Here is a 19,946-nt window from a genome sequence, read left to right on the forward strand (position 1 = left end):
CGCGCAGGGCCCGTGCACGCGAAGCCCCGGCGGTTGGCCGGGGCTTCGCGGCCATCAGTAGCGGCGCCGCCGCGCGGTTGTGCGGATGCCCAGCACGCCCAGCAGGCCGCGGGTGAGCTCGCGCACGATGGTGTTGCCCACCTGGCGCGCCATGGGGTTCTTCGTCATCTTCTCCAAGGTGCCTGGCTCGGGTTTGGCGGCGCGCTTCGGCTCGGGGGGCGCGGGCGCATCGGCCTCCCTGCCCTGCATCCGCTTCTCCAGAAGCTCGAAGGCGCTCTCCCGGTCAATCTCCTCGTTGTAGGTCCGCGCTAGGGCGCTGCGGGCCACCAGCCCATCGATCTCCAGCGGGCTGAGCACATCCATGCGGCTCACCGGCGCCCGCAGCAGCGTGTGGGCCAGCGGCGTGGGCGTGCCCTTCTCGCTGAGGGCGGTTACCAGCGCCTCCCCGATGCCGAGGGAGGTGATGAGCTCCTCCACATCGTAAAAGGGCGTGATGGGGTAGTTCTGCGCGGTCTTCCTGATGGTAGTGCGATCCTTGGCGGTGAAGGCGCGCAGGGCGTGCTGCACCTTGAGGCCGAGCTGGCCGAGCACGCTCTCGGGCACATCGCTGGGGTCCTGCGTGCAGAAGTAGACGCCCACGCCTTTCGAGCGGATGAGCTTGATGATGGTCTCGATCTGCTCGAGCAGGGCCTTCGTGGCGGTGCTGAAGATCAGGTGCGCCTCGTCGATGAAGAGCACCAGCTTGGGCTTATCGGGATCGCCCACCTCGGGGAAGGTGCTGTAGATCTCGGCCAGCAGGCAGAGCATGAAGGTGCTGAAGAGGCGCGGGCGGTCCTGGATGTCGGTGAGGCGCACGATGTGCACCACGCCCTTCCCGTCCCGCAGCTCCAGCAGGTCGTTCACGTCGAAGCTGCGCTCGCCGAAGAAACGGTCGGCGCCCTGCTGCTCGATCTCGATGAGCTTGCGCAGGATGATGTTCACCGTAGAGCCGCTCACCTGCCCGTACACCTTGCGGATCTCCTCCTTGCCCTCATCGGTCACGAACTGCAGCACGCGCCGCAGGTCCTTCAGATCCAATAACGGCAGGCCGTGGTCGTCGCAGTACTTGAAGACGAGGGCCAGCACGCTCTGCTGGGTATCGTTCAGTTCCAGGATGCGTCCCAGCAGCACGGGGCCGAACTCGCTCACCGTGGCGCGCAGGCGGGCGCCGGGCTCCTTGCTCAGGGAGAGCAGCTCCACCGGCAGGCCCTGCGGGGCGTACGGGATGCCGAGCTTGGCATGGCGCGCCTCGATCTTCTCATTGCCCGCACCCGGCGCGGCGATCCCGCTCAGGTCGCCCTTCACATCCATGAGCAGCGATGGCACCCCGTGCAGCGACAGCTGCTCGGCGAGCACCTGCAGGGTCTTGGTCTTGCCGCTGCCGGTGGCCCCGCAGATGAGGCCGTGGCGGTTCATGGTGCGCAGCGGCACCTTCACGGTGCAGCCGGGCGGCACCTCACCGTGGAACAGCGCTCCGCCCAGCTCGATGCTGCCCCCCTTGAAGGCATTGCCCTCGGAGATGGCACGGATGAATTCGTCGCGATCGCTCATGGCGCCAAGATCGCACCCGATCGCAATGGCGGCATCAGTCCTTGCCGAAGAGCTTGCCCAGACCGCCCAGCTTCCCGGCCGCGCCGCTGAGCAGGTCCTTGCCACCGCCGCCGAGCAGCCCGGAGAGCAGATTCTTGTTGCCGCCCACCTTCTCGGTCACCAGCTGCGTGAGCACGGGCATCACCAGATCCTTGATGGAGCCGGCCTTCGCGGCATCGAAGCCGAGCGGGCCCGTGAGCTTGCCCAGGAAGGACTCGCCCATGCTGCCCAGCAGCGCCGAGCCGTGCGCATCGTTGGCATCCTTGCTGAACAGGTTGAGCGCAGCGCTCAGGTCCAGGCCCTGGCCCATGCCCTCCTTCACGCTGTCGCCAGCGGCGTTCACGATGCCGTCCACCTTTGAGGGGTCGACGCCGAGCTTGCCGGTGAGCTCGCCTTGGAGCTTCGCCTTCAACTGGGGGATGATCTGGTCGAGCATGGTCGTTCGTGTTGATGATCCGGGATTGGGGTGGTGAAGCTACGGTATGCCGGAGGCAATCCGCCGCCGGACGAACCGGGACGCCCTTCCGCCTGTTGCCCTCCGGTGCTCATCCTCAACATCAGCTACAACGACTTGCGGGTGAAGCGCGCCCTGGAGGCCGTGTGCGGCCCGCCCTTCGGCTTCTGGGCGGGCATCCGGCGCGGCGGCACCGGCTCGGCGCGCTTCCGCCTGGAGCAGGGCCCGCCCGCGCTGCTGGAAGCCGTGGACCGCGCGGACGATCGCGGCTACTGCAGCCTGGAGGTGCGGCCCAAGGGACTGGTGATCCGCTTCCGGTCGCGGCTGGAGACCTTGGCCATCCCCATCGCGCTGGAGGACCTGCGCGAGGCGGTGCTGGGCAGCCCGGGTGGAACGCCGCGCGCGCCGCTGCTCATCGCGCTCCGCTCCGGCGAGCGCTTGCACTTCAGCCTCCATCGCGAGCAATTGGGCAGCCTGCACCGCCTGCTGCGGGGCGCGCTGCCGGCCGACCGCCTGCGCCTGAGCGCGGCCAGCGCGCTGGCGGCTACTTGAAGGAGATGCGGTCGACCGCGAAGCGGCCGCTGCCGGTGAACAGCAGCGCCACGAAGGCGAAGAGGTACACCAGCGCCAGCTCCTTCTCCCCGAACGAGGCGTCGCCCTTCACCATGAAGGCGATCACCGCCATGCCGATGATCAGCGGGATCACCGCCAGGCGCGTCCACAGGCCCAGCACCACGAGCGCCGCGCACAGCACCTCGGCCAGGATGATGAGCACCAGCGAGATGGCGCTGCCCAGCCCGAAGGGATCGGCGAAGCTGTCCATGCGCTCGCTGAAGTGCATGAGCTTGGGCCAGCCGTGCTGCCAGAGCATGGTGCCCCCGGCGGTGAGGCGCAGGAAGAGGTAGCCGAAGTCCTCCGAGATGGGTTCGCTGTTGAGCAGCATGGGGAATGGTGGAATCGGGTGCGGTGGCGGGCGGTGGTTCGAAGCGCGGACGGCGGGCCGTTGCAAGGCCGTGGGCGCAAGCGCCGTTCGCCAAGGCAAAATGAAGCCACGGGAAGCGGACCAGCCAGGCCGGCGGCGCCCACTTATCCACCTGCCCATGGGAACTTTCCCCTGGCGGATCCCGTTGCAGGGTCCGCCATGAGGACCTTGACCGCTCCCTTGCTGCTGGCCGCCTCCGCCCTCTGCGCTCAGGCTGACCAGCCCATGCTGGCCGGCATGACCGCCATGCGGCAGCAGGACCACACCGCCGCTGAGCAGGCCTTCTCCAAGGCCGTCGCCGCCGCGCCCGCCGACCTGAAGGCCTGGTACTACCGCGCCGTGAACCGCATCGGCATGGGCGACCTGGACGGGGCCCTGCAGGACCTGGACCAGGCCCTGGCCATCGACCCGCTCGACGCGCACAGCCTGCTCCGCCGCGCCGAGGTGCGCTCGCGCCAGGGCGCCGACCTCGCCGCCACCGCCGATCTGCGCCGCGTGCTGGCTGCCCGCCCCACGGGCCCGGCCGCCGAGCATGCCCTGCTGCACCTGGGCCATTTCGCCATGGGCCGCCGCGACTATGCGGAGGCGCGGGCCCTCTACGACCGCCTCATCGCCATCGCCCCCTACAACGCCTTCGGCTGGTGCGACCGGGGCATCGCCCTCGCCGCCATGCACCAGCACGACGAGGCCCTGGACGACCTGGACCGCGCCGTAGAGCTCGACCCCACGCTCGACCAGGCGCATGTGCAGCGCGCCCTCGTCCTCTTCCGCATGGACCGCAAGCAGGAGGCATGCGCCGCCCTGCACCAAGCCCATGACCTCGGCGACCGATCCGTGGAGGAGATGCTTCTCATCCACTGCGAATAACCGGCTTCCTGTGCCGACAGCCCGAACGGACCCTCGGGCGGTGACGGGGCTTCCGCGAGGAGGCCCCGCTGCTTTACGGATCACTCCTTCACCACGCGCGCATCGAAGCGCTGCCCCTCGGCGACGGCCACCACCGTGTAGAGGCCCGCGGCATGGCCGGTGAGGTCGATCGCATGCAGCCGGCCGGCTGCGCCCCGGCGCTCCATCACGGGCCGGCCCTGGGCATCGAAGATGCGGAGGTCAACCCGTGCGCTCTCCGGCACGCGCAGCAGCAGGCTGCAGGGGCCGGCGGTGGGCGACGGATAGAGGCGATGCGTGCTGCGGTTGAGCTGGTCGAAGCGCACGCGCTTCACCGAGCTGCGCCCCTCCGCCGCGAACGCGATGCGGTAGTGCAGGGTGCTCAGCTCCGGCGGGTCGGCATCGGCCCAGCTGTAGGGCACCGGAACAGCTGGGTCGCCGCAGAGCCCCTCAAGGCGGTGCACCGTCTCGAATCGCTCGCCGTCGGTGGAGCGCTCCACCGCGCTGCCGTCGCAGGTGGCGCCGCCCTGCATCACCCATTGCACCAGCACGCGCCCCTCCTGCACGGTGAGGTCGTACGACTCCAGGAAGGGGTGCTCGCCGCTCTGGGCGCCTGCCGCAAGGGCGAAGCCGAAGCAACCGGCGGTCCACGCGATGCGCATGGCCCCAAGGTAATGCCGCAGCGGGCCGAACTTCGCGCCCATGCTCGCCCACCGCCTGCTGCGCCACGTGCTGTCCTTTTCCCTGGCCGATGCGGAGCTGCCGCCGGGCGTGGGCGTGCTGGACCCCTTCAACGGGCCGCATGCCGCCGAGGTGAAGCGCATCGTCACCGCCTTCCACCGCAAGTATTACAGCGACGACCGCCCGCGCACGCTGATGCTGGGCATCAACCCCGGCAGGCTGGGCGCAGGCAGCACGGGCCTCTCCTTCACCGACACCAAGCGCTGCGAGAGCGACCTGGGCATACCGGTGCATGGCCTGCGGACGCACGAGCCCAGCAGCGACTTCTTCTACCGCATGGTGCGCGCGGCCGGCGGAGCGGAGGCCTTCTACAGCCGGGTCTACGTGCATGCCATCTGCCCGCTGGGCTTCGTGAAGGACGGCCCCAACGGCACGGCCATCAACCTGAACTACTACGACGACAAGGCGCTGGAGATGGCCGTAACGCCCTTCGTGGAGCACTGGCTGCGCACGTTGGTGGGCTGCGGCATGCGCACCGACCTCGTGCTCATCATCGGCACCGGCAAGAACGCCGCCTACTTCAGCAAGCTGAACGAACGGCTCGGGCTCTTCGAGAGGATCATCGCACTGGAGCACCCGCGGTACGTGATGCAGTACAAGGCACGCAGCATCGACATTTACATCGACAAGTATCTGGCTGCGTTGGAAGCCCTGTGAGCGCCTACCGGATGTCCTTCACCACCTTGCCGTCCTTGATGATCACGGTGAGGTTGCGCGCGGGATCGGCCAGGAGCTCCAGGTCGTGGAGCGGGTCGCCGTTCACCAGCAGCAGGTCGGCCCAGGCGCCGGGCTCGATCACGCCCAGCTTACCGGGGTAGGGATCGCGCGCGCCGGAGAGCTTCATCAGTTCGCCGTTGTCCGCCGTGGCCATCTTCAGCACCTCGAAGGGCGTGTACCAGCGCGTCATCTTCACCAGCTGCGCCCCCTGGTTCGAGGCGCCCGTGGGGCTGTGCATCACGTCCGTGCCCCAAGCGGTCTTCACCTTGTACTTCTTCGCCAGGACATAGGCGCGGTCGGTGCCCTCGGAGACCAGCAGCTGCTTCTTGCGCGCTTCGCCGGTCTTGGGGTTGGCGTGCTCATCGTCCAGGAAGGGCTGCAGGCTCCACCACACCCCTTTTTCGGCCATCAGCTTCACCACCTCCTCATCGGCCAGCTGCCCGTGCTCGATGCACTTCACCCCGTTCTCGATGGCGAAACGGATGGCACGCGGCGTGTAAGCGTGCACGGTGACGTAGGTGCCCCAGTTCTCCGCCGCCTCCACCGCCACGCGGAACTCCTCGGGGCTGTACTGCGTCACGTCCAGCGGATCGTACACCGACGACACGCCCCCGCCGGCCATCAGCTTGATCTGCGTGGCGCCCAGCGCCAGCTGCTCGCGCACGCGCTGCCGCACGGCATCCGGCCCATCGGCGATCATGGAGATGCCCTCCTTCTCGGTGAGCGCGGGCGAGGAGCAGCAGCTGCCCACGATCTCGTGCGGCAGGCGGAAGTCGCCATGCCCGCCGGTCTGCGACACCATGGCGCCGCTGGGGTAGATGCGCGGGCCCTTCAGCAGGCCCTGGTCCACGGCCATCTTCAGGCCCTGCGTTGGGCCGCCCACATCGCGCACGGTGGTGAAGCCGCGCATCAGGGTGGCCTCGGCCTCCTTGCCGCTCACGTGGTGTATGTAGGAGGAGGGCGCCGTCATCGCCGCCAGCATGGGGATGGCAGCGATGGTGAGGTGCACGTGCGCATCGATCAGGCCGGGCATCAGGGTGCGGCCGCCGCCATCCAGTACCACCGTGCCGCGCGTGGGGTTGAGGCCCGTGCCCACCTGCGCGATCCTGCCATCCACCACCAGCACGCTGCCCGCGCGCAGTTCCGGCGCGGTGCCGTTGAAGATGCGCACGTTGGTGATGAGGAGGGAATCCTGGGCCTGGGTGGCAGAAGGCAGTGCTGTGATGGCGAGCAGCAGGCGAAGGAGGCGATGCATGAGGGCGGGTGTTCGCTCGAGATGTAGGGCCCGCTCGGGAACCTGATCCGCAGGCCGCGAAGCTGCCGCAGCGCCCCGATCGCGCACGCCCCTATCTTGGGCGCATGCCCATCGAGCGCCTCTTCGACATCCCCGGCCACCAGCTGGCCAGCTACCCCAAGGCCGATGCCATCGCCACCAAGGAGGACGGCGAATGGCGCCCCTACAGCACCCAGGAGATCATCGACATCAGCGAGCGCCTCGCCCTCGGCCTCATGGCCCTCGGCGTGCAGCCCGGCCACAAGGTGGCCATCTGCAGCGGCAACCGCAGCGAATGGGCGCTGGTGGACCAGGCCATCCTCCGCATCGGCGCCGTTACCGTGCCCATCTACCCCACCAGCAGCAAGGAGGACTACGCCTACATCCTCAAGCATGCAGGGGTCAACGTGTGCTTCAGCGCCAACGCCGAGATCCACGCCAAGGCCGCGCAGCCCGGCGGACCCGCCCACTGCTTCACCTTCGACCGCGTGGCCGGCGCGCGCCATTGGCGCGAGGCGCTGGAACTGGGCCACCCCGACCAGCTGCCCGGGCTGCGGGCCTGCGAGCTGGCGGTGAAGGGCGCCGACCTGGCCACCATCATCTACACCAGCGGCACCACGGGCAAGCCCAAGGGCGTGATGCTCACCCACCGCAACATCATCAGCAACCTCGAGGCCAGCATCGAGCGCTTCCCGGTGGACCACAAGGCCCGCGCGATCAGCTTCCTGCCGCTCTCGCACATCTACGAGCGGATGCTCATGTACATGTACATGCGCACCGGCGTCAGCATCTACTTCCAGGAATCGCTGGAGGACCTCGGCGACCGCATCCGCGAGGTGCGGCCCGACGTGTTCACCGCGGTGCCGCGGCTGCTGGAGAAGATCTTCGACAGGATCATGGCCAAGGGCGAGGCGCTCACGGGCATCAAGCGCGCCCTCTTCTTCTGGGCGGTGGAGCTGGGCTTCAAATACGACGTGCATGGCCGCAGCTGGTGGTACGATGCGCAGCTGGCCGTGGCCCGCAAGCTCATCTTCAGCAAGTGGATCGAGGCGCTGGGCGGCCGCGTGCGCGTGGTGGCCAGCGGCAGCGCCGCCCTGCAGGTGCGGCTGGCCCGCGTGTTCAACGCCGCGGGCGTGCCCGTGATGGAGGGCTACGGCCTCACCGAGAGCAGCCCGGTGATCAGCGTGAACGACCTGCGCAACGACGGCCTGCGCTTCGGCACGGTGGGGCGCCCCATCCCCGGGGTGGAGGTGCGCATCGCGCCAGACGGCGAGATCCTGGCGCGCGGCCCCAACATCATGCAGGGCTACTACAACGAGCCCGAGCTCACCCGCGAGGCGCTCGACGCCGATGGCTGGCTGCACACCGGCGACATCGGCGAGCTCACCCCCGAGGGATTCCTGCGCATCACCGACCGGAAGAAGGAGATCTTCAAGACCAGCGGCGGCAAGTACGTGGCCCCGCAGGTGCTCGAGAACCGCCTGAAGCAGTCGCGCTTCATCGAGCAGGCCATGGTGATCGGCGAGAACCGCAAGTACCCCGCCGCCCTCATCGTGCCCGACTTCGCCTTCCTGAAGGACTATTGCGCGCTCAAGGGCATCCCCTTCACGGGCAAGGAGCAGGTGGTGCAGGAGCAGCGCATCGTGGACCGCATCTTCCAGGAGGTGGAGGAGGCCAATGCCGAGCTGGGCCAGTGGGAGAAGGTGAAGAAGATCGCCCTGCTGCCGGCCGAGCTCACGATCGACGGCGGCGACCTCACCCCCAGCCTCAAGCTGCGCCGCAAGCCCATCCTGGCCAAGTACGCCGCCGTGGTGGAGCGCCTCTACGCCGAGTAGCCCCCTGCGCCCCGGCGCATGTCACCGTGGCCCCGTGCCATGACCCGCTCGTGCGCGTCCCGCTTCTACATTTACGGTCCCTTAACCTCCGCGTGATGCTCCGTTCACTGCTGCCAGTGCTCCTGGCCCTCCCCCTGCTGCTCACCGCCTGCCGCAAGGAGCCCGGCGAAGGCGGCCGCGCCGAGATCCGCGGCTTCGTGTACGAGCAGCGCTACGGCGCCTCCAGCGGCAACCCCCAGGGCGACCCCTACCCGCTGGCGGAGGCGCGCGTCTACATCATCTATGGCGACGGCCAGTATGCCGATGACGACACCCGCACCGGGCCCAACGGCGAGTTCCGCTTCGCCTGGCTGCGCCAGGGCGACTACCGCATCTACGTGATCAGTGAGTGCAACGCCTACATCAACTGCACCGAGGGCATCTACCTCAACACCGAGGTCACCAGCCGCAAGGATGTGGTGAACGTGGGCCGCATCACCGTGCGCAACTACTGAGGATGCGCGGCCGCTCCCTGCTGATCACCGCCCTGCTGCTGGCGGCCCTCTCGGCCTCCGCGCAGGAGCCGCTGCGCCCGGAGCGCCGCCAGGAGCTCTGGCTCTCGGTGGCCGCCACCGGGCGCCTGCCGGGATTCCTGAAGGACCCCCTCGGCGACCGCTACAAGCGCTTCCGCCTGCGCGCCGAGCTCGGCTACCGCAGCGCCGACGTCTTCTTCGCCGGCCGCCAGACCTACCTGGACGTGAACCTGCGGTACAAGGCGGCCAGCTGGCTCAACGTGGCCTTCGAGCACCGCTTCGCCGCCCGCTCCGCGCAGACCGGCCTGCGCCACCGCAGCATCCTGCAGGCCGAGGCCAGCCACGAGATCGACCGCTTCACCGGCGAGTACCGCTTCGTGTACCAGCACACCTACATCCCCTTCGGCGGCCAGCGCGAGGTGCTGCGCAACCGCTTCCGCCTCGGCTACGACTTCCGCAAGTGGAAGCTCGACCCCGAGGTGAGCGTGGAGTTCTTCACCTGGGCCGGCTACAAGGGCTGGAGCTACTTCGGCACCCGCTGGTCCGTGGGTACCTCCTACGCCTTCTCCAAGGCGCACAGCCTCTCGGCCGCACTGGTGCACGACCGCGAGCGCGACATCGCCTGGCCCACCCACCGCTGGATCGCCTCGGTGACCTATGGGCTCAGCCTGCGCGATCTTTGAGGCGTGAAACGCCCGCTGCTCATCCGCCTGGCCGCCTTCGCCGCCATCACCGCCGCACTCATCGGCGCCGCCTACCTCATCATCCGCCCCTCCGATGCGCTGCCCGTGTTCCACCCCCGGCAGCTCGATCCGCGCCTGGTGGACCCCGCCGTGCGCAAGCACGAGGGCGAGCACCGCATCAGCGACTTCTCCCTGGTGGACCAGCAGGGGCGCACCGTCACCCTGGCCGATGCCGAGGGCCGCATCATCGTGGCCGACTTCTTCTTCACCACCTGCGCCACCATCTGCCCCAAGATGACCGCCAACCTCGAGCGCGTGCAGGAGGCCTTCCGCCAAGAGCCGCGCCTGCTCATCCTCTCCCACTCGGTGACCCCCGAGATGGACAGCGTGCCCGTGCTCGCCGACTACGCCGCACTGCACGGCGCCGACCCCGAGCGGTGGCGCTTCCTCACCGGCGACCGCGCACAGATCTACGCCCTGGCCCGCCGCAGCTACTTCGCCTGCCTCGATGAGGGCGACGGCGGCGCGCAGGACTTCGTGCACACCGAGAACTTCGTGCTGGTGGACCCCCTGCGGCGCATCCGTGGCTTCTACGACGGCACCCGGGCCGACGAGGTGGACCGCCTCATCGGCGACATCGGCCGGCTGCTGCAGGAGCAGCCGGAGCACCGCAACTGAGCCGCGGCAGCCCGCGCTCCGGGGCGGCCGCCTACTTTTCGGCCATGCGCAAGCTGCTCGACCGCTACTACGGCACCCTGCGGAAGCTCAAGGCGAGCTACGTGCTGCTCAACCTCTTCAACCTGCGGCGCCTGGCCCACACGCGGCGCATGTACCGCAAGTACGGCGTGCACCGCAGCGTGCTGCTGCCCATCAACAGCGCCCACATGCCCCAGGGGCCCGTGGAGACGCCCTGGCTCGACGGGCCCGACGCTGCGCAGCGCCTGGCCGCCGCCCCGGGCCTGCACGCCTTTCCACCGGACGTGCAGCAGGCCCTGCTCCGCTGGCCGCACGACGGCTATGTGGTGCTGCGCGGCCTCTTCAGCGCCGAGGAGGTGGCCGCCATCAACGCCGAGGTGGACCGCCTGATCCGCGACAAGGTGGTCGACTTCAACTTCACCGGCCGCAAGATCATGTTCGCCTTCCGCCACAGCGAGCTGCTGCGCCGCGCCACGCACGACCGCCGCATCCTCGACGTGATGGACTTCCTCCTCGGCCGCAAGGTGCGCGTCTTCCAGAGCATCAACTTCCTCACCGGCAGCGAGCAGCGCGCCCACAGCGACAGCATCCACATGACCACCCACCCGCTCGGCTACATGATCGCCGCGTGGATCGCCCTGGAGCCCATCACCGCCGACAATGGCTGCCTCGTGTACCACCCCGGCAGCCACAGGCTCCCCTACCTGCTCAACGACGGCTACGACCACGGCGGCAACCGCTACGTGATCGGCGACGATGCCTACGCCCGCTACGAGGAGGCCATCGCGCAGGCCATCCGGCAGGGCGGCTTCCCCGCCACCGAATTCCACGCCCAGCCCGGCGATGTGCTGCTCTGGCACGCCAACCTGCTGCACGGCGGCAAGCCCATGGCCACCCCGCACGCCAGCCGCAAGAGCATGGTCATCCACTGCTTCGCCCAGGATGTGCTCTGCTACCACGAGCTCACCCAGCGCCCGGCCATGATGGACGAGGACGGGCACTGAGGGCGCTGCATTGAACCGGAGCCTGGCCTGAGCCTGAGGTGCAGTTCCCCTGGGCAGCTTGTCCGGCAACGGCAGGTTCTCAACACGCCTTGCATATCCGGTGCGGGCCGATTACATTCGATTGCCCCAAACCCTACCACCATGTTCACGGTTCACGGGCGCTGGCTGGCTGCAGCGCTGCTGATCATGGCCGCCGCTGAAGGCGCTGCCCAGCTCACCGTCAGCCTGGCGCCCTCGGACTACAACGGCTACGGCATCTCCTGCTTCGGGCTGAAGGACGGGGCCATCAACGCCACGGTTTCCGGCGGCACGCCGCCCTACGCCTACTTCTGGTCCAACGGCGCCACCACGGAGGACCTCAGCGCGATACCCGCCGGCTACTACCGGCTCGATGTGCGCGATGCCGATTCCCTGACGGCCGGCGCGCAGATCACCCTGGTGGAGCCCACCGCCATGCGCGTGGCCGCCGTGCCGAACAGCTATCCCAACGGCTTCAACATCAGCTGCCACGAGTGCTTCAATGGCAGCATCGAGGTTACGGTGACGCACGGCGTTGCACCCTATGCCTACGATTGGGGCGACGGCACCTACACGCAGCAGCGGACCGGGCTGGGCGCTCAACGCTTCCGCGTGGCCGTCACCGATGCCAACGGATGCGTGGCCGAGTCGGAGACCATCATCCTCACCCAGCCCGAGCGGCGCGACTGGACCATGGTGGGCAACGCGAACACCAGCGACAGCCTCCACTTCTTCGGCACCCTTGACGAACAGGACGTGGTGCTCAAGAGCAACGGCGCCGAGCGGCTCCGCCTCACCAGCGAGGGCCAGGTGCGGCTCTCCGGTGACGCATTCGCGCCCGGTCCGGTGTACATCGACGCCGATGGTACCCTGCGCGGAGGCGGATTCCCGCCGGAAATACCGCCCAAACCCCCGGGGGTGCCCTGCTACAACCTCGACCAGTTGACGCCCTTCTGGGAAACCCAAGGCAACGATTTCGACGATCTATGCGCAGAGGACATGCCCTTGCTCGGCACGCGCAGCAACCACAACCTCTACTTCATCACCGGCGGCGAGGAGCGCATGGTCATCACCACCTCCGGCAAGGTGGGCATCGGCACGGCGCCACCTGCCGGCCCGGTGGAGGGCTACCGGCTCTACGTGGCCGACGGCATCGCCACCAACGATGTGCTGGTGAAGCTCGGCCCCTGGCCCGACTTCGTGTTCGCCGAAGGCTACCGCCTGATGCCGCTGAGCGCGCTGCGGGCATTCGTCAAGCGCCACAGCCACCTGCCCCACGTGCCCTCGGCCAAGGAGCTCGGGGCGAAGGGCGGCCTGCCCCTGGGCGAGCTGGCCCACCGGCTCACGCGCACCGTGGAGGAGCAGGCGCTCTACATCCTGCAGCTGGAGGAGCGGCTGGAGCGCCTGGAGCAGCGATTGGGCGCACTTGAAGCGTCGAAGTGATGCGCGCGCACCGGCAGATAGCAGGATCGCTGGCCGCGCTGATCGCCATGCACGCCGCGGCCCAGATGCCCTATCCCGAACTGACCATCCAGGATGCGGCGTGGACCGATGGCACGCACCAGTACGCGGTCTCCAACCGCATCCTCTCGCCCGGCGCGCCCCACCTGCCCGTTGACATCTCGGGCACCGCCGACGCCGAGTTCGTCTCCGCGGCATCGGTGCGCCTGCGGCCCGGCTTCCACGCCGGCGGATTCGCGGTGAACCAGGGGCGCTTCAGGGCGCGCATCGATGAAGGACTCGGCCAGCCCGCCGACCTGGTCATCATCAGCCCGGCACCCGATGGCAGCAGCCCCTATGGCAGCATCGAGGACAACGTGGTGCATGTGCACAAATGGGAGAAGGTGGAGCTGGGCTTGCGGCTGCCGGCCATCTATCAGGCGGCGATCGACAGCTTCTTCCACCACTACTATCCCCATCCGAATGATCCCTACCTCAGCGCCCCCGGCAACACGGACCCCGTACACGACCTCAATCCCTACGCGGACGACTCGCTGCAGCTGGTGATGACCCTTACGCGGCCCGATGGGTCGAGCACCATGCGCTGGGGCTTCTTCACGCGCGAGGCCACCTGGGACTCCACCGTATCCGACCCCGACATGGCCTGGCTGATCGAGGGCACCGGCAGCCCGCTCCAACCTTACGCCGTGCGTTTCCGCTTCGCGCCGGACCAGGAAGGCGCATGGAGCTTCAGGATCTCCGCGAAGGCACCGCTTACCTCCGATGCCCAGGGGGCGACGCTCCCCGAACTGCTCCACACGGGCTTCGGCCTGCAGTGCATGCCACCGCTGGCCGACAACAACGGCTACTTGCAGGTGAATGCCGCCAACCGCCGCCACCTGCAATTCCAAGGCGATCCGGCGCTGCAGGGCGACGAGACACCCTTCTTCGGCCTGGGCACCAACATGGCCAACATCAACCACGGCAGCTTCGGGGCAGGCGTCGTCCCGCCGGGCGTCACCTACATCAAGCGCGACCACCGCAACTTCCAGGAGACCATGGAGCGCCTGCATGCCGTGGGTGGCAATTACCTGCGCATGTACCTCCTGGAGAAGATCTTCTCGCCCGAATACGTGAACCTCGGGGTCTACGACCAGTACCGGTCGCAGCCGGCCTGCGCCAATGGCAATGCGCCCTCCTTCCGGGGCAACTGCCAGTACCAGTGCTGGGCCTTCGACCAGATGATCGACTGCGCCCGCGCCAACAACATCTACCTGCAGGTCTGCGTGGATGCCTACCCGCCGGGGATCAACTTCGAGAGCCTCGGCTGGGGCGCCAACGCCTACTGGCTCGCCTTCATCGAGCCCAACCCCCTGCCGCCGCCCCAGCGCTTCAACATGCGGAAGTTCTTCTACACCTACGGCGAGGGCCACCCCGACCGCTACACCAAGGGCGTGTTCTATTACTGGAAGCGCAAGTACAAGTACATGATGAGCCGCTGGGGCTGGTCGGTGAACATCGCCGCCCTCGAACCCTTCAACGAGATCGACCAGCTCCTCACCTACCGCACGGACACCATCGACGGCAACTGCAACGAGAACGACGGCGCCTGGGCCGCCGATGCGCAGCTGCCCGATACCATCAGCGCATGGTTCGGCGACATGGCCCGCTTCGTGCGCGGCACGCAGGACCCTGAGCACCCCGCCCGATCGCCCTTGGGCGAGAACAAGCTCTTCCTGGCCAGCTATGCCATGAACGACCCCGGCATGCCGGCCGCCGAGAGCTTCTATGCGCCCCTCACCAACCCCGAGGTGGACCTCATCGATGCGCACCTGGGCCTGTACCCCGACCTCCAGGCGGAGCGCGACCTGACCGACGAACGCATCCACCAAGGCATCCGGAATGCCACAGCCTTCTGGAACCGCTTCCCCGCAGCGCAGTCCGACTGGCAGGAACGCAAGCCCTTCAACCAGGGCGAGTACAACCACTACACGCAGTTCACCATCCCGAATCCCAACTTCCCGAACCTGGTGCTCTGGCGCAACGATGTGGAGAAGATCTTCCACAACTACGACGTCTCCTTCCACAACGAGCTATGGAGCAGCGCCTTCAGCGGCAAGTTCGCCGCAGGAACCACCTGGCACTGGGAGCGGGTATTCTGGTGGGAGGATGCGATGCCCCTCCCACCAGAGGATGACCTGAACAATGAACAAATTGGACTATTCACAAATCATTACCCTGGCACCAATAATTTGGATTTAGGCTTAGGTATTCCAATCCCAATCGCCAATCGTCCAATTCATCACCATTTTCAAGCAATTGCGGATTTCTTGAACCGCCCAAGTATACAAGATCTCGGAATATTCTCTGGCGCTTTCACCCCGAACGAGTTCTTTGATGACGATGATTCGGACGGTATCAACCCCTTGGAGGCGTACTACCTAAGGAGCGACCAGAGCACCGCTATTGGCTGGGTGCATAACCGCAACGCCTCGGTGGCCAAGAGCTTCTATGTGATGAGCGGGGCGGGCAATGAGAACTTCCTGGGGTGCACCGCCCCTGATTCAGCAAGCATCACGCTCTCTGGATTCTTTCCGCTGCATTCGCATTACATCACTTGGTTCCCCACGCGCATCGGTGCCACGGACCTTCCGCAAGACAGCGAATTCCCCAGTACGCTGCAGAGCGATGCCAATGGCGACATCGTCATCAACCTGGATGGTGAGTTCAACGGTGTGGACAACAACTACTTGGATACACTGCATGCTGATTATGCATTTGTGATCACGCCTGGTCCTTTCGTGAAAAGCCTCGCCCAAGACGCTGTTGAAACCGAAACGGACACAGACTGGGACTTCTCGCTCTACCCCAACCCCACTCGCGACTTGCTCACTCTGAGTTTCGCGGATGACACAAACAAGGATGTGGCATTGCTTGATGTTTCCGGTCGGATAGTAGCGCGACACCAGAACATTGTTACCCTGATGCTCCAGATACCAATAGGCCCACTCGCCAAGGGAGCTTATTGGGTGCATGTCACATCGGGCGACAACATGAAGGTCAAGAAAATGATAATCCGTTAAACCATGAGATCAAGTATCGCAGTGGTTACCATTTCGTTGGCTTGTGTTTCACAAGCGCAGCCCACTTTTGAGAAGATCTACTTGGCAACAGGAGCCTATAAGCGCAATCTTGTCGAACTCCCAAGTGGTAACATCCTTACCTCGATGGCCATCTATCCGGGCATTACAATACTGAACTCGTCCGGCGATTTTGTGTACTCTAATTGCTTCTGGGGAGATTCGGTGTTGACGATGCAGTCCATTCGTCCTATCACAGAGAACAACTATTTGTTCCTTTGTCTTTATCGCAAGGACTCGTGCAATTCATTCGGGAGTACTACCGTGCCATTCACCCATCCCGCCCTCGGGCGGATGGACAGCTTGGGGAACATCTCCTCCTTCAAGCATTATAGGCTGGCGCCTGCCGGATGCCTCACCCGTGCGGGCGACCTGGTCGTTCTGAGCGACTCTGGTGCGATGATATGGGGTCGGGATACCAATTTTTATGCGTTCAGGGTCGATGCGGACCTGAACGCGCTTTGGGGGCGGCGCTTTGCGGAGGATGGTGGGATCCATTTCATGAAGGAGCTCCCCAATGGGGACCTCATCGCTGGCATTAATCTTCGGGAGGGAGGAGCATCGGTGGCGCGATTTGATACTCAAGGCAACCTCGTTTGGAGCAAGTCATACTTCCGACCGAATGGCGTAATACACGACGCCTACGTAGATCCGGATGGTTCGTTAATTGTTACCGGCTTCACGGACAGCACCACCACCAGCATGTTCATACCATTACCAGCGGCATTTCAACCAAAGCTCTTCATGATGAAACTGAGCGGAGATGGAACAGTCCAATGGTGCCGTGGTTTCGATAGTGCGCCTTACTACTGGCATACACCAAGGTGGTCACGATTAATACGATCCTTGGATGGGAACTTCGTCATTGCAGTAACGTTGGGAACCGCAGGATACAACCTGCCTTCCCGGCCCTTGTTACTGAAGTTGAATTTCAATGGCGATACGCTATGGTCCAACGCCGTGGGCCACAATGGTTACTTGCACTACGTGTCTGATCTACTTGAGACAGCAGACGGAGGCTTCATGATTAATGGCAGTATACAGGGCGACCTTCCTGGAGGCTGGTCGGGTGCGCCGTATGTTTTCAAAGCTGATTCCTTAGGTCGGTTTCCCTGTTGGGATGAGCATCATTCAATTGAGACCTTAGAACTTTTCCCCACCGATAGCAGTGTAACGCTTACGCCGATAGATGGCATCACAACGCATGAAGCTTACGTGAGCGATACGACATTAGCTTCTCTTGCAACCTACGATGGTTGCACCTTCGCCACCAACATGCCCCCCCGCATGGAGCGCCGCGCGCCCATGTCCATCCGCCCCAACCCCAACACCGGCCACTTCACCCTCTCCTTCCCCGACCCCCTGATGGCCGAGAGCTACTACAGCGTGTACGACACCATGGGCAAGTTGCTCTTCCAACGGCCCTTGCCCCAGGGCAAGGAGACCGAGGAGGTGGACCTCTCGCGCTTCGGGCGCGGCACCTATGTGGTCCGGTTCACGGATAAGGAGGGGAGCTGCTACGAACGGGTGGTGGTGGAGTAGCTTTAGGGCATGGGCAGTCCGGCGCCCCCCTATGTGCAGGGTCCCCTCGTTCCTCGGGAGACCCTGCAGCGGTCTGAGGGCCTTGCGCGCGGCGCCTACTGGGTGCGCGCAACGGATGGCACATTCAGCGCCACAAAAAAACTCTTAGTGCATTGAGCCATGATGAATCGGTTGTTATTCTCCGTCGTGGTTGTGTTGCCAGCATCGCTTATGCAGGCGCAGCAGGGCTTCATCAAGTACACGAGCGCGGTTGGCGCATCCAAATTCAGCATGCATCAATTAGCTGAAGATAGAATCCTGATCGCATTGGCGAACAATTCAGGGTTCTCGATTCTGAATAGCGAAGCAATCATAGAACAAACGGTGCGCTTCGAGGTGGATACGTTGCTCGGAATTCAGGCTGTTAAACCGACACCGGACGGCGCGATACTCGCAGTTGGAACTTACCGGAAGGGAACTTGTCCTGTGAGCCAATGGGGAATGAATTACCCTGCGTGGTTCAAGGTGGTTTCGGATGGGAGTATTCCTGTCTCCTCGTATTACGAACTGAATGCAGAATACTGCTCCAACTATGCAGGTGATGCTGTTCTCACTAGTGATGGAAGTGTGATTCTATGGGGCTTCGACAAGTTCTTCTTTGTGCTAAGGGCGGAGCAGACAGGAGATATTGCTTGGGCAAGGAGATTCAGCCATACTACGAACGGTAGTATCCGCTTCATCAAGGAGCTCGCCAACGGCGACCTTTTGGCGGGCGTCAACATGGATACGGCTGGCGTCGCCGTGGGCCGCATGGATGCCGAGGGCAATTTCCTCTGGCTGAAGAGCTACTTCCGCCCCAAGGGCATGATCGCCGACGCCCTCATCGAGGACGATGGCTCTTTCATCATCACCGGCTTCACCGACAGCCTCGCCGCTCCCGGATTCCTCGACCCCCTGCCGCCCGACTACTGGCCCAAGCTCTTCGTGATGAAGCTCAGCGGCGACGGCGAGGTGCTCTGGTGCAAGGGTTACGACATAGCGCCCTACCGGTGGTACACGCGCCCGGGCGCGCGCATCGAGCGGCACCATGATGGCAACTACATCCTGCTGGGCAACATCGGCGGCCTCAACCACCCCTTCGGCTACCGGCCCCAGCTGATGAAGCTGGACCACAACGGCGACACGCTGTGGACACGCTCGGCGGGCCGCGAGGGCCATGTGCACGACATCATCAACATGACGGTGTGCTCCGACGGCGGCATCCTGTACAACGGGCAGAGCCTGAGCAACAGCCCTGACATGTTCATCTTCAAGACCGACTCCCTGGGCTACCTGCCGTGCTACAACCGCTGGCACGCCACCACCATCGTGGATCTCTTCCCTACCGACAGCAGCTTCACCCTCACCAGCATCGATGGCGCCACGGCCCATCCGGCCTTCATCACCGAGGCGGAGAACCCGCCCATCACCATCATCGATGGCTGCTCAACCGGCATGGAGCACACGGGGATGCGGCCCAGCGGCTTCCGCGTGTATCCGAACCCCACTCCGGGCCAATTCACCGTGCAGTTCAATGACCCGCTCATGGCCGAGAGCTATTATAGCGTGTACGATGCGCTGGGCAAGCTCCTGTTCCAGCGCCCGCTGCCGCCGGGCCGCGAAACGGAGGAGGTGGATCTATCGCGCTTCGGGGCGGGCACCTACGTGATCCGGTTCACGGATAGGGAGGGGAGCTGCTACGAACGGGTGGTGGTGGAGTAGCTTTAGGGCATGGGCAGTCCGGCGCACCCCTATGTGCAGGGTCCCCTCGTTCCTCGGGAGACCCTGCAGCGGTCTGAGAGCTTGATGGAAGCTGACGAACCGGAGATCCCTATCACGGGTGGCTGGGATTTCATGATTTATCCCAATCCCACGCGGAGCGAGTTCACCCTACGCTTTCAAGATGATAGCCCCAAGGATATCGCCATCATGGACCTCACAGGACGGCTGGTGGCTCGCTACGGCAACATAACGGGTGGCTTGGTGCAGTTCCCGCATTTGCGCCTATCACAGGGCGCCTATTGGGTGCGTGCATCGGATGGCCTCAGGGCTAAGGCCAAACAACTCATCATCTACTGAGCCATGGAACGAAGGCTGCTACTTGGGCTGTGTTTGTTCATTGCGTTTACTGTCAACGCGCAATCTAACTTCATGCGAATGTACCAGTCTGGTCCGAGCTTTGGCTTTGAGATCAATGAGTTACCCAGTGGGAACAACCTGGTCAATATGGGGCATTCGCATGTCATTGACGGTAATGGGTATATCAACCATTCCATGTCCTATATTGAGACCAATGTTGTTTACGGTTTGCAGAACATGAAGTACGTGGGTGGCGACCGGGTGCTCTTCGCTTCTGCAACGTGGGGTGTTCCATGTT

General features: G+C 65.0%; 18 protein-coding genes. 13 read left to right on the forward strand and 5 right to left on the reverse strand.

Annotated features, from left to right (window positions below):
• Window positions 1–54: 54 nt before the first annotated feature.
• Together QY325_08705 and QY325_08710 are read right to left on the reverse strand one after the other, a co-directional pair.
• Window positions 55–1,590, reverse strand: a complete 1,536-nt coding sequence (locus QY325_08705) for a DUF853 family protein (GenBank protein ID WKZ64847.1) — start codon at window positions 1,588–1,590, stop codon at window positions 55–57.
• A 34-nt stretch (window positions 1,591–1,624) separates the two neighbouring features.
• Window positions 1,625–2,065 carry a hypothetical protein gene (locus tag QY325_08710; protein ID WKZ64848.1) on the reverse strand — a complete coding sequence of 147 codons (441 nt, stop codon included), beginning with the start codon at window positions 2,063–2,065 and terminating at the stop codon, window positions 1,625–1,627.
• A 105-nt stretch (window positions 2,066–2,170) separates the two neighbouring features.
• Between QY325_08710 and QY325_08715 the strand changes: the two genes are divergently transcribed.
• Window positions 2,171–2,635 (forward strand): hypothetical protein, encoded by a 465-nt coding sequence (locus QY325_08715; protein WKZ64849.1) that lies wholly within the window; start codon window positions 2,171–2,173, stop codon window positions 2,633–2,635.
• Here the strand turns inward: QY325_08715 and QY325_08720 are convergent.
• A complete protein-coding gene (locus tag QY325_08720; GenBank protein WKZ64850.1) occupies window positions 2,628–3,026 on the reverse strand; it encodes a DoxX family protein in 399 nt (132 codons plus the stop codon). The two genes, QY325_08715 and QY325_08720, sit on opposite strands and share 8 nt — an antisense overlap.
• A gap of 198 nt (window positions 3,027–3,224) precedes the next feature.
• Here QY325_08720 and QY325_08725 point away from each other — a divergent pair, with 198 nt between their 5' ends.
• Window positions 3,225–3,932 (forward strand): tetratricopeptide repeat protein, encoded by a 708-nt coding sequence (locus QY325_08725; protein WKZ64851.1) that lies wholly within the window; start codon window positions 3,225–3,227, stop codon window positions 3,930–3,932.
• Between the two features lie 80 nt (window positions 3,933–4,012).
• Here the strand turns inward: QY325_08725 and QY325_08730 are convergent, their stop codons facing one another.
• On the reverse strand, window positions 4,013–4,612 hold the full coding sequence (locus QY325_08730; protein WKZ64852.1) for a T9SS type A sorting domain-containing protein: 600 nt from the start codon (window positions 4,610–4,612) through the stop codon (window positions 4,013–4,015).
• Between the two features lie 40 nt (window positions 4,613–4,652).
• Here QY325_08730 and QY325_08735 point away from each other — a divergent pair, with 40 nt between their 5' ends.
• Entirely contained in the window at window positions 4,653–5,348 is a 696-nt protein-coding gene (locus QY325_08735; GenBank protein ID WKZ64853.1) for a DUF4918 family protein, read from the forward strand.
• A 4-nt stretch (window positions 5,349–5,352) separates the two neighbouring features.
• Here QY325_08735 and QY325_08740 read toward each other — a convergent pair whose 3' ends face one another.
• Window positions 5,353–6,663, reverse strand: a complete 1,311-nt coding sequence (locus QY325_08740) for an amidohydrolase family protein (protein WKZ64854.1) — start codon at window positions 6,661–6,663, stop codon at window positions 5,353–5,355.
• Window positions 6,664–6,767: 104 nt separating this feature from the next.
• Between QY325_08740 and QY325_08745 the strand changes: the two genes are divergently transcribed.
• The 10 genes from QY325_08745 (at window position 6,768) to QY325_08790 (ending at window position 19,648) form a co-directional block, all read left to right on the forward strand.
• Window positions 6,768–8,516, forward strand: a complete 1,749-nt coding sequence (locus QY325_08745) for an AMP-dependent synthetase/ligase (GenBank protein WKZ64855.1) — start codon at window positions 6,768–6,770, stop codon at window positions 8,514–8,516.
• A gap of 95 nt (window positions 8,517–8,611) precedes the next feature.
• Window positions 8,612–9,010, forward strand: coding sequence for a hypothetical protein (locus QY325_08750; GenBank protein WKZ64856.1), 399 nt, complete (start codon window positions 8,612–8,614; stop codon window positions 9,008–9,010).
• A 2-nt stretch (window positions 9,011–9,012) separates the two neighbouring features.
• Window positions 9,013–9,711: a DUF2490 domain-containing protein gene (locus tag QY325_08755; protein ID WKZ64857.1), complete on the forward strand. Its 699-nt coding sequence runs from the start codon at window positions 9,013–9,015 to the stop codon at window positions 9,709–9,711.
• Between the two features lie 3 nt (window positions 9,712–9,714).
• Window positions 9,715–10,389: an SCO family protein gene (locus QY325_08760; GenBank protein ID WKZ64858.1), complete on the forward strand. Its 675-nt coding sequence runs from the start codon at window positions 9,715–9,717 to the stop codon at window positions 10,387–10,389.
• 44 nt (window positions 10,390–10,433) lie between these two features.
• Window positions 10,434–11,411: a phytanoyl-CoA dioxygenase family protein gene (locus tag QY325_08765; protein ID WKZ64859.1), complete on the forward strand. Its 978-nt coding sequence runs from the start codon at window positions 10,434–10,436 to the stop codon at window positions 11,409–11,411.
• Window positions 11,412–11,552: 141 nt separating this feature from the next.
• A complete protein-coding gene (locus QY325_08770; GenBank protein ID WKZ64860.1) occupies window positions 11,553–12,872 on the forward strand; it encodes a hypothetical protein in 1,320 nt (439 codons plus the stop codon).
• Complete coding sequence (locus QY325_08775; GenBank protein WKZ64861.1) at window positions 12,872–15,952, forward strand: T9SS type A sorting domain-containing protein; 3,081 nt, start codon at window positions 12,872–12,874, stop codon at window positions 15,950–15,952. The genes QY325_08770 and QY325_08775 overlap by 1 nt, the downstream gene beginning before the upstream one ends.
• Before the next feature lie 1,332 nt (window positions 15,953–17,284).
• Window positions 17,285–17,551, forward strand: a complete 267-nt coding sequence (locus tag QY325_08780; protein ID WKZ64862.1) for a T9SS type A sorting domain-containing protein — start codon at window positions 17,285–17,287, stop codon at window positions 17,549–17,551.
• Window positions 17,552–18,031: 480 nt separating this feature from the next.
• A complete protein-coding gene (locus QY325_08785) occupies window positions 18,032–19,291 on the forward strand; it encodes a T9SS type A sorting domain-containing protein (protein ID WKZ64863.1) in 1,260 nt (419 codons plus the stop codon).
• Between the two features lie 84 nt (window positions 19,292–19,375).
• A complete protein-coding gene (locus QY325_08790; protein WKZ64864.1) occupies window positions 19,376–19,648 on the forward strand; it encodes a T9SS type A sorting domain-containing protein in 273 nt (90 codons plus the stop codon).
• Window positions 19,649–19,946 lie beyond the last annotated feature (298 nt).

Source organism: Flavobacteriales bacterium (genome assembly GCA_030584065.1).
In the GTDB taxonomy this organism is placed as follows: Bacteria; Bacteroidota; Bacteroidia; order Flavobacteriales_F; family PHOS-HE28; genus PHOS-HE28.

Coding starts and splice junctions, on each gene's coding strand:
- QY325_08705 (WKZ64847.1), bottom strand. CDS start 1,590: ATGAGCGATCGCGACGAATTCATCCGTGCCATCTCCGAGGGCAATGCC.
- QY325_08710 (WKZ64848.1), bottom strand. CDS start 2,065: ATGCTCGACCAGATCATCCCCCAGTTGAAGGCGAAGCTCCAAGGCGAG.
- QY325_08720 (WKZ64850.1), bottom strand. CDS start 3,026: ATGCTGCTCAACAGCGAACCCATCTCGGAGGACTTCGGCTACCTCTTC.
- QY325_08725 (WKZ64851.1), top strand. CDS start 3,225: ATGAGGACCTTGACCGCTCCCTTGCTGCTGGCCGCCTCCGCCCTCTGC.
- QY325_08730 (WKZ64852.1), bottom strand. CDS start 4,612: ATGCGCATCGCGTGGACCGCCGGTTGCTTCGGCTTCGCCCTTGCGGCA.
- QY325_08735 (WKZ64853.1), top strand. CDS start 4,653: ATGCTCGCCCACCGCCTGCTGCGCCACGTGCTGTCCTTTTCCCTGGCC.
- QY325_08740 (WKZ64854.1), bottom strand. CDS start 6,663: ATGCATCGCCTCCTTCGCCTGCTGCTCGCCATCACAGCACTGCCTTCT.
- QY325_08745 (WKZ64855.1), top strand. CDS start 6,768: ATGCCCATCGAGCGCCTCTTCGACATCCCCGGCCACCAGCTGGCCAGC.
- QY325_08750 (WKZ64856.1), top strand. CDS start 8,612: ATGCTCCGTTCACTGCTGCCAGTGCTCCTGGCCCTCCCCCTGCTGCTC.
- QY325_08755 (WKZ64857.1), top strand. CDS start 9,013: ATGCGCGGCCGCTCCCTGCTGATCACCGCCCTGCTGCTGGCGGCCCTC.
- QY325_08765 (WKZ64859.1), top strand. CDS start 10,434: ATGCGCAAGCTGCTCGACCGCTACTACGGCACCCTGCGGAAGCTCAAG.
- QY325_08770 (WKZ64860.1), top strand. CDS start 11,553: ATGTTCACGGTTCACGGGCGCTGGCTGGCTGCAGCGCTGCTGATCATG.
- QY325_08775 (WKZ64861.1), top strand. CDS start 12,872: ATGCGCGCGCACCGGCAGATAGCAGGATCGCTGGCCGCGCTGATCGCC.
- QY325_08780 (WKZ64862.1), top strand. CDS start 17,285: ATGCCCCCCCGCATGGAGCGCCGCGCGCCCATGTCCATCCGCCCCAAC.
- QY325_08785 (WKZ64863.1), top strand. CDS start 18,032: ATGAATTACCCTGCGTGGTTCAAGGTGGTTTCGGATGGGAGTATTCCT.
- QY325_08790 (WKZ64864.1), top strand. CDS start 19,376: ATGGAAGCTGACGAACCGGAGATCCCTATCACGGGTGGCTGGGATTTC.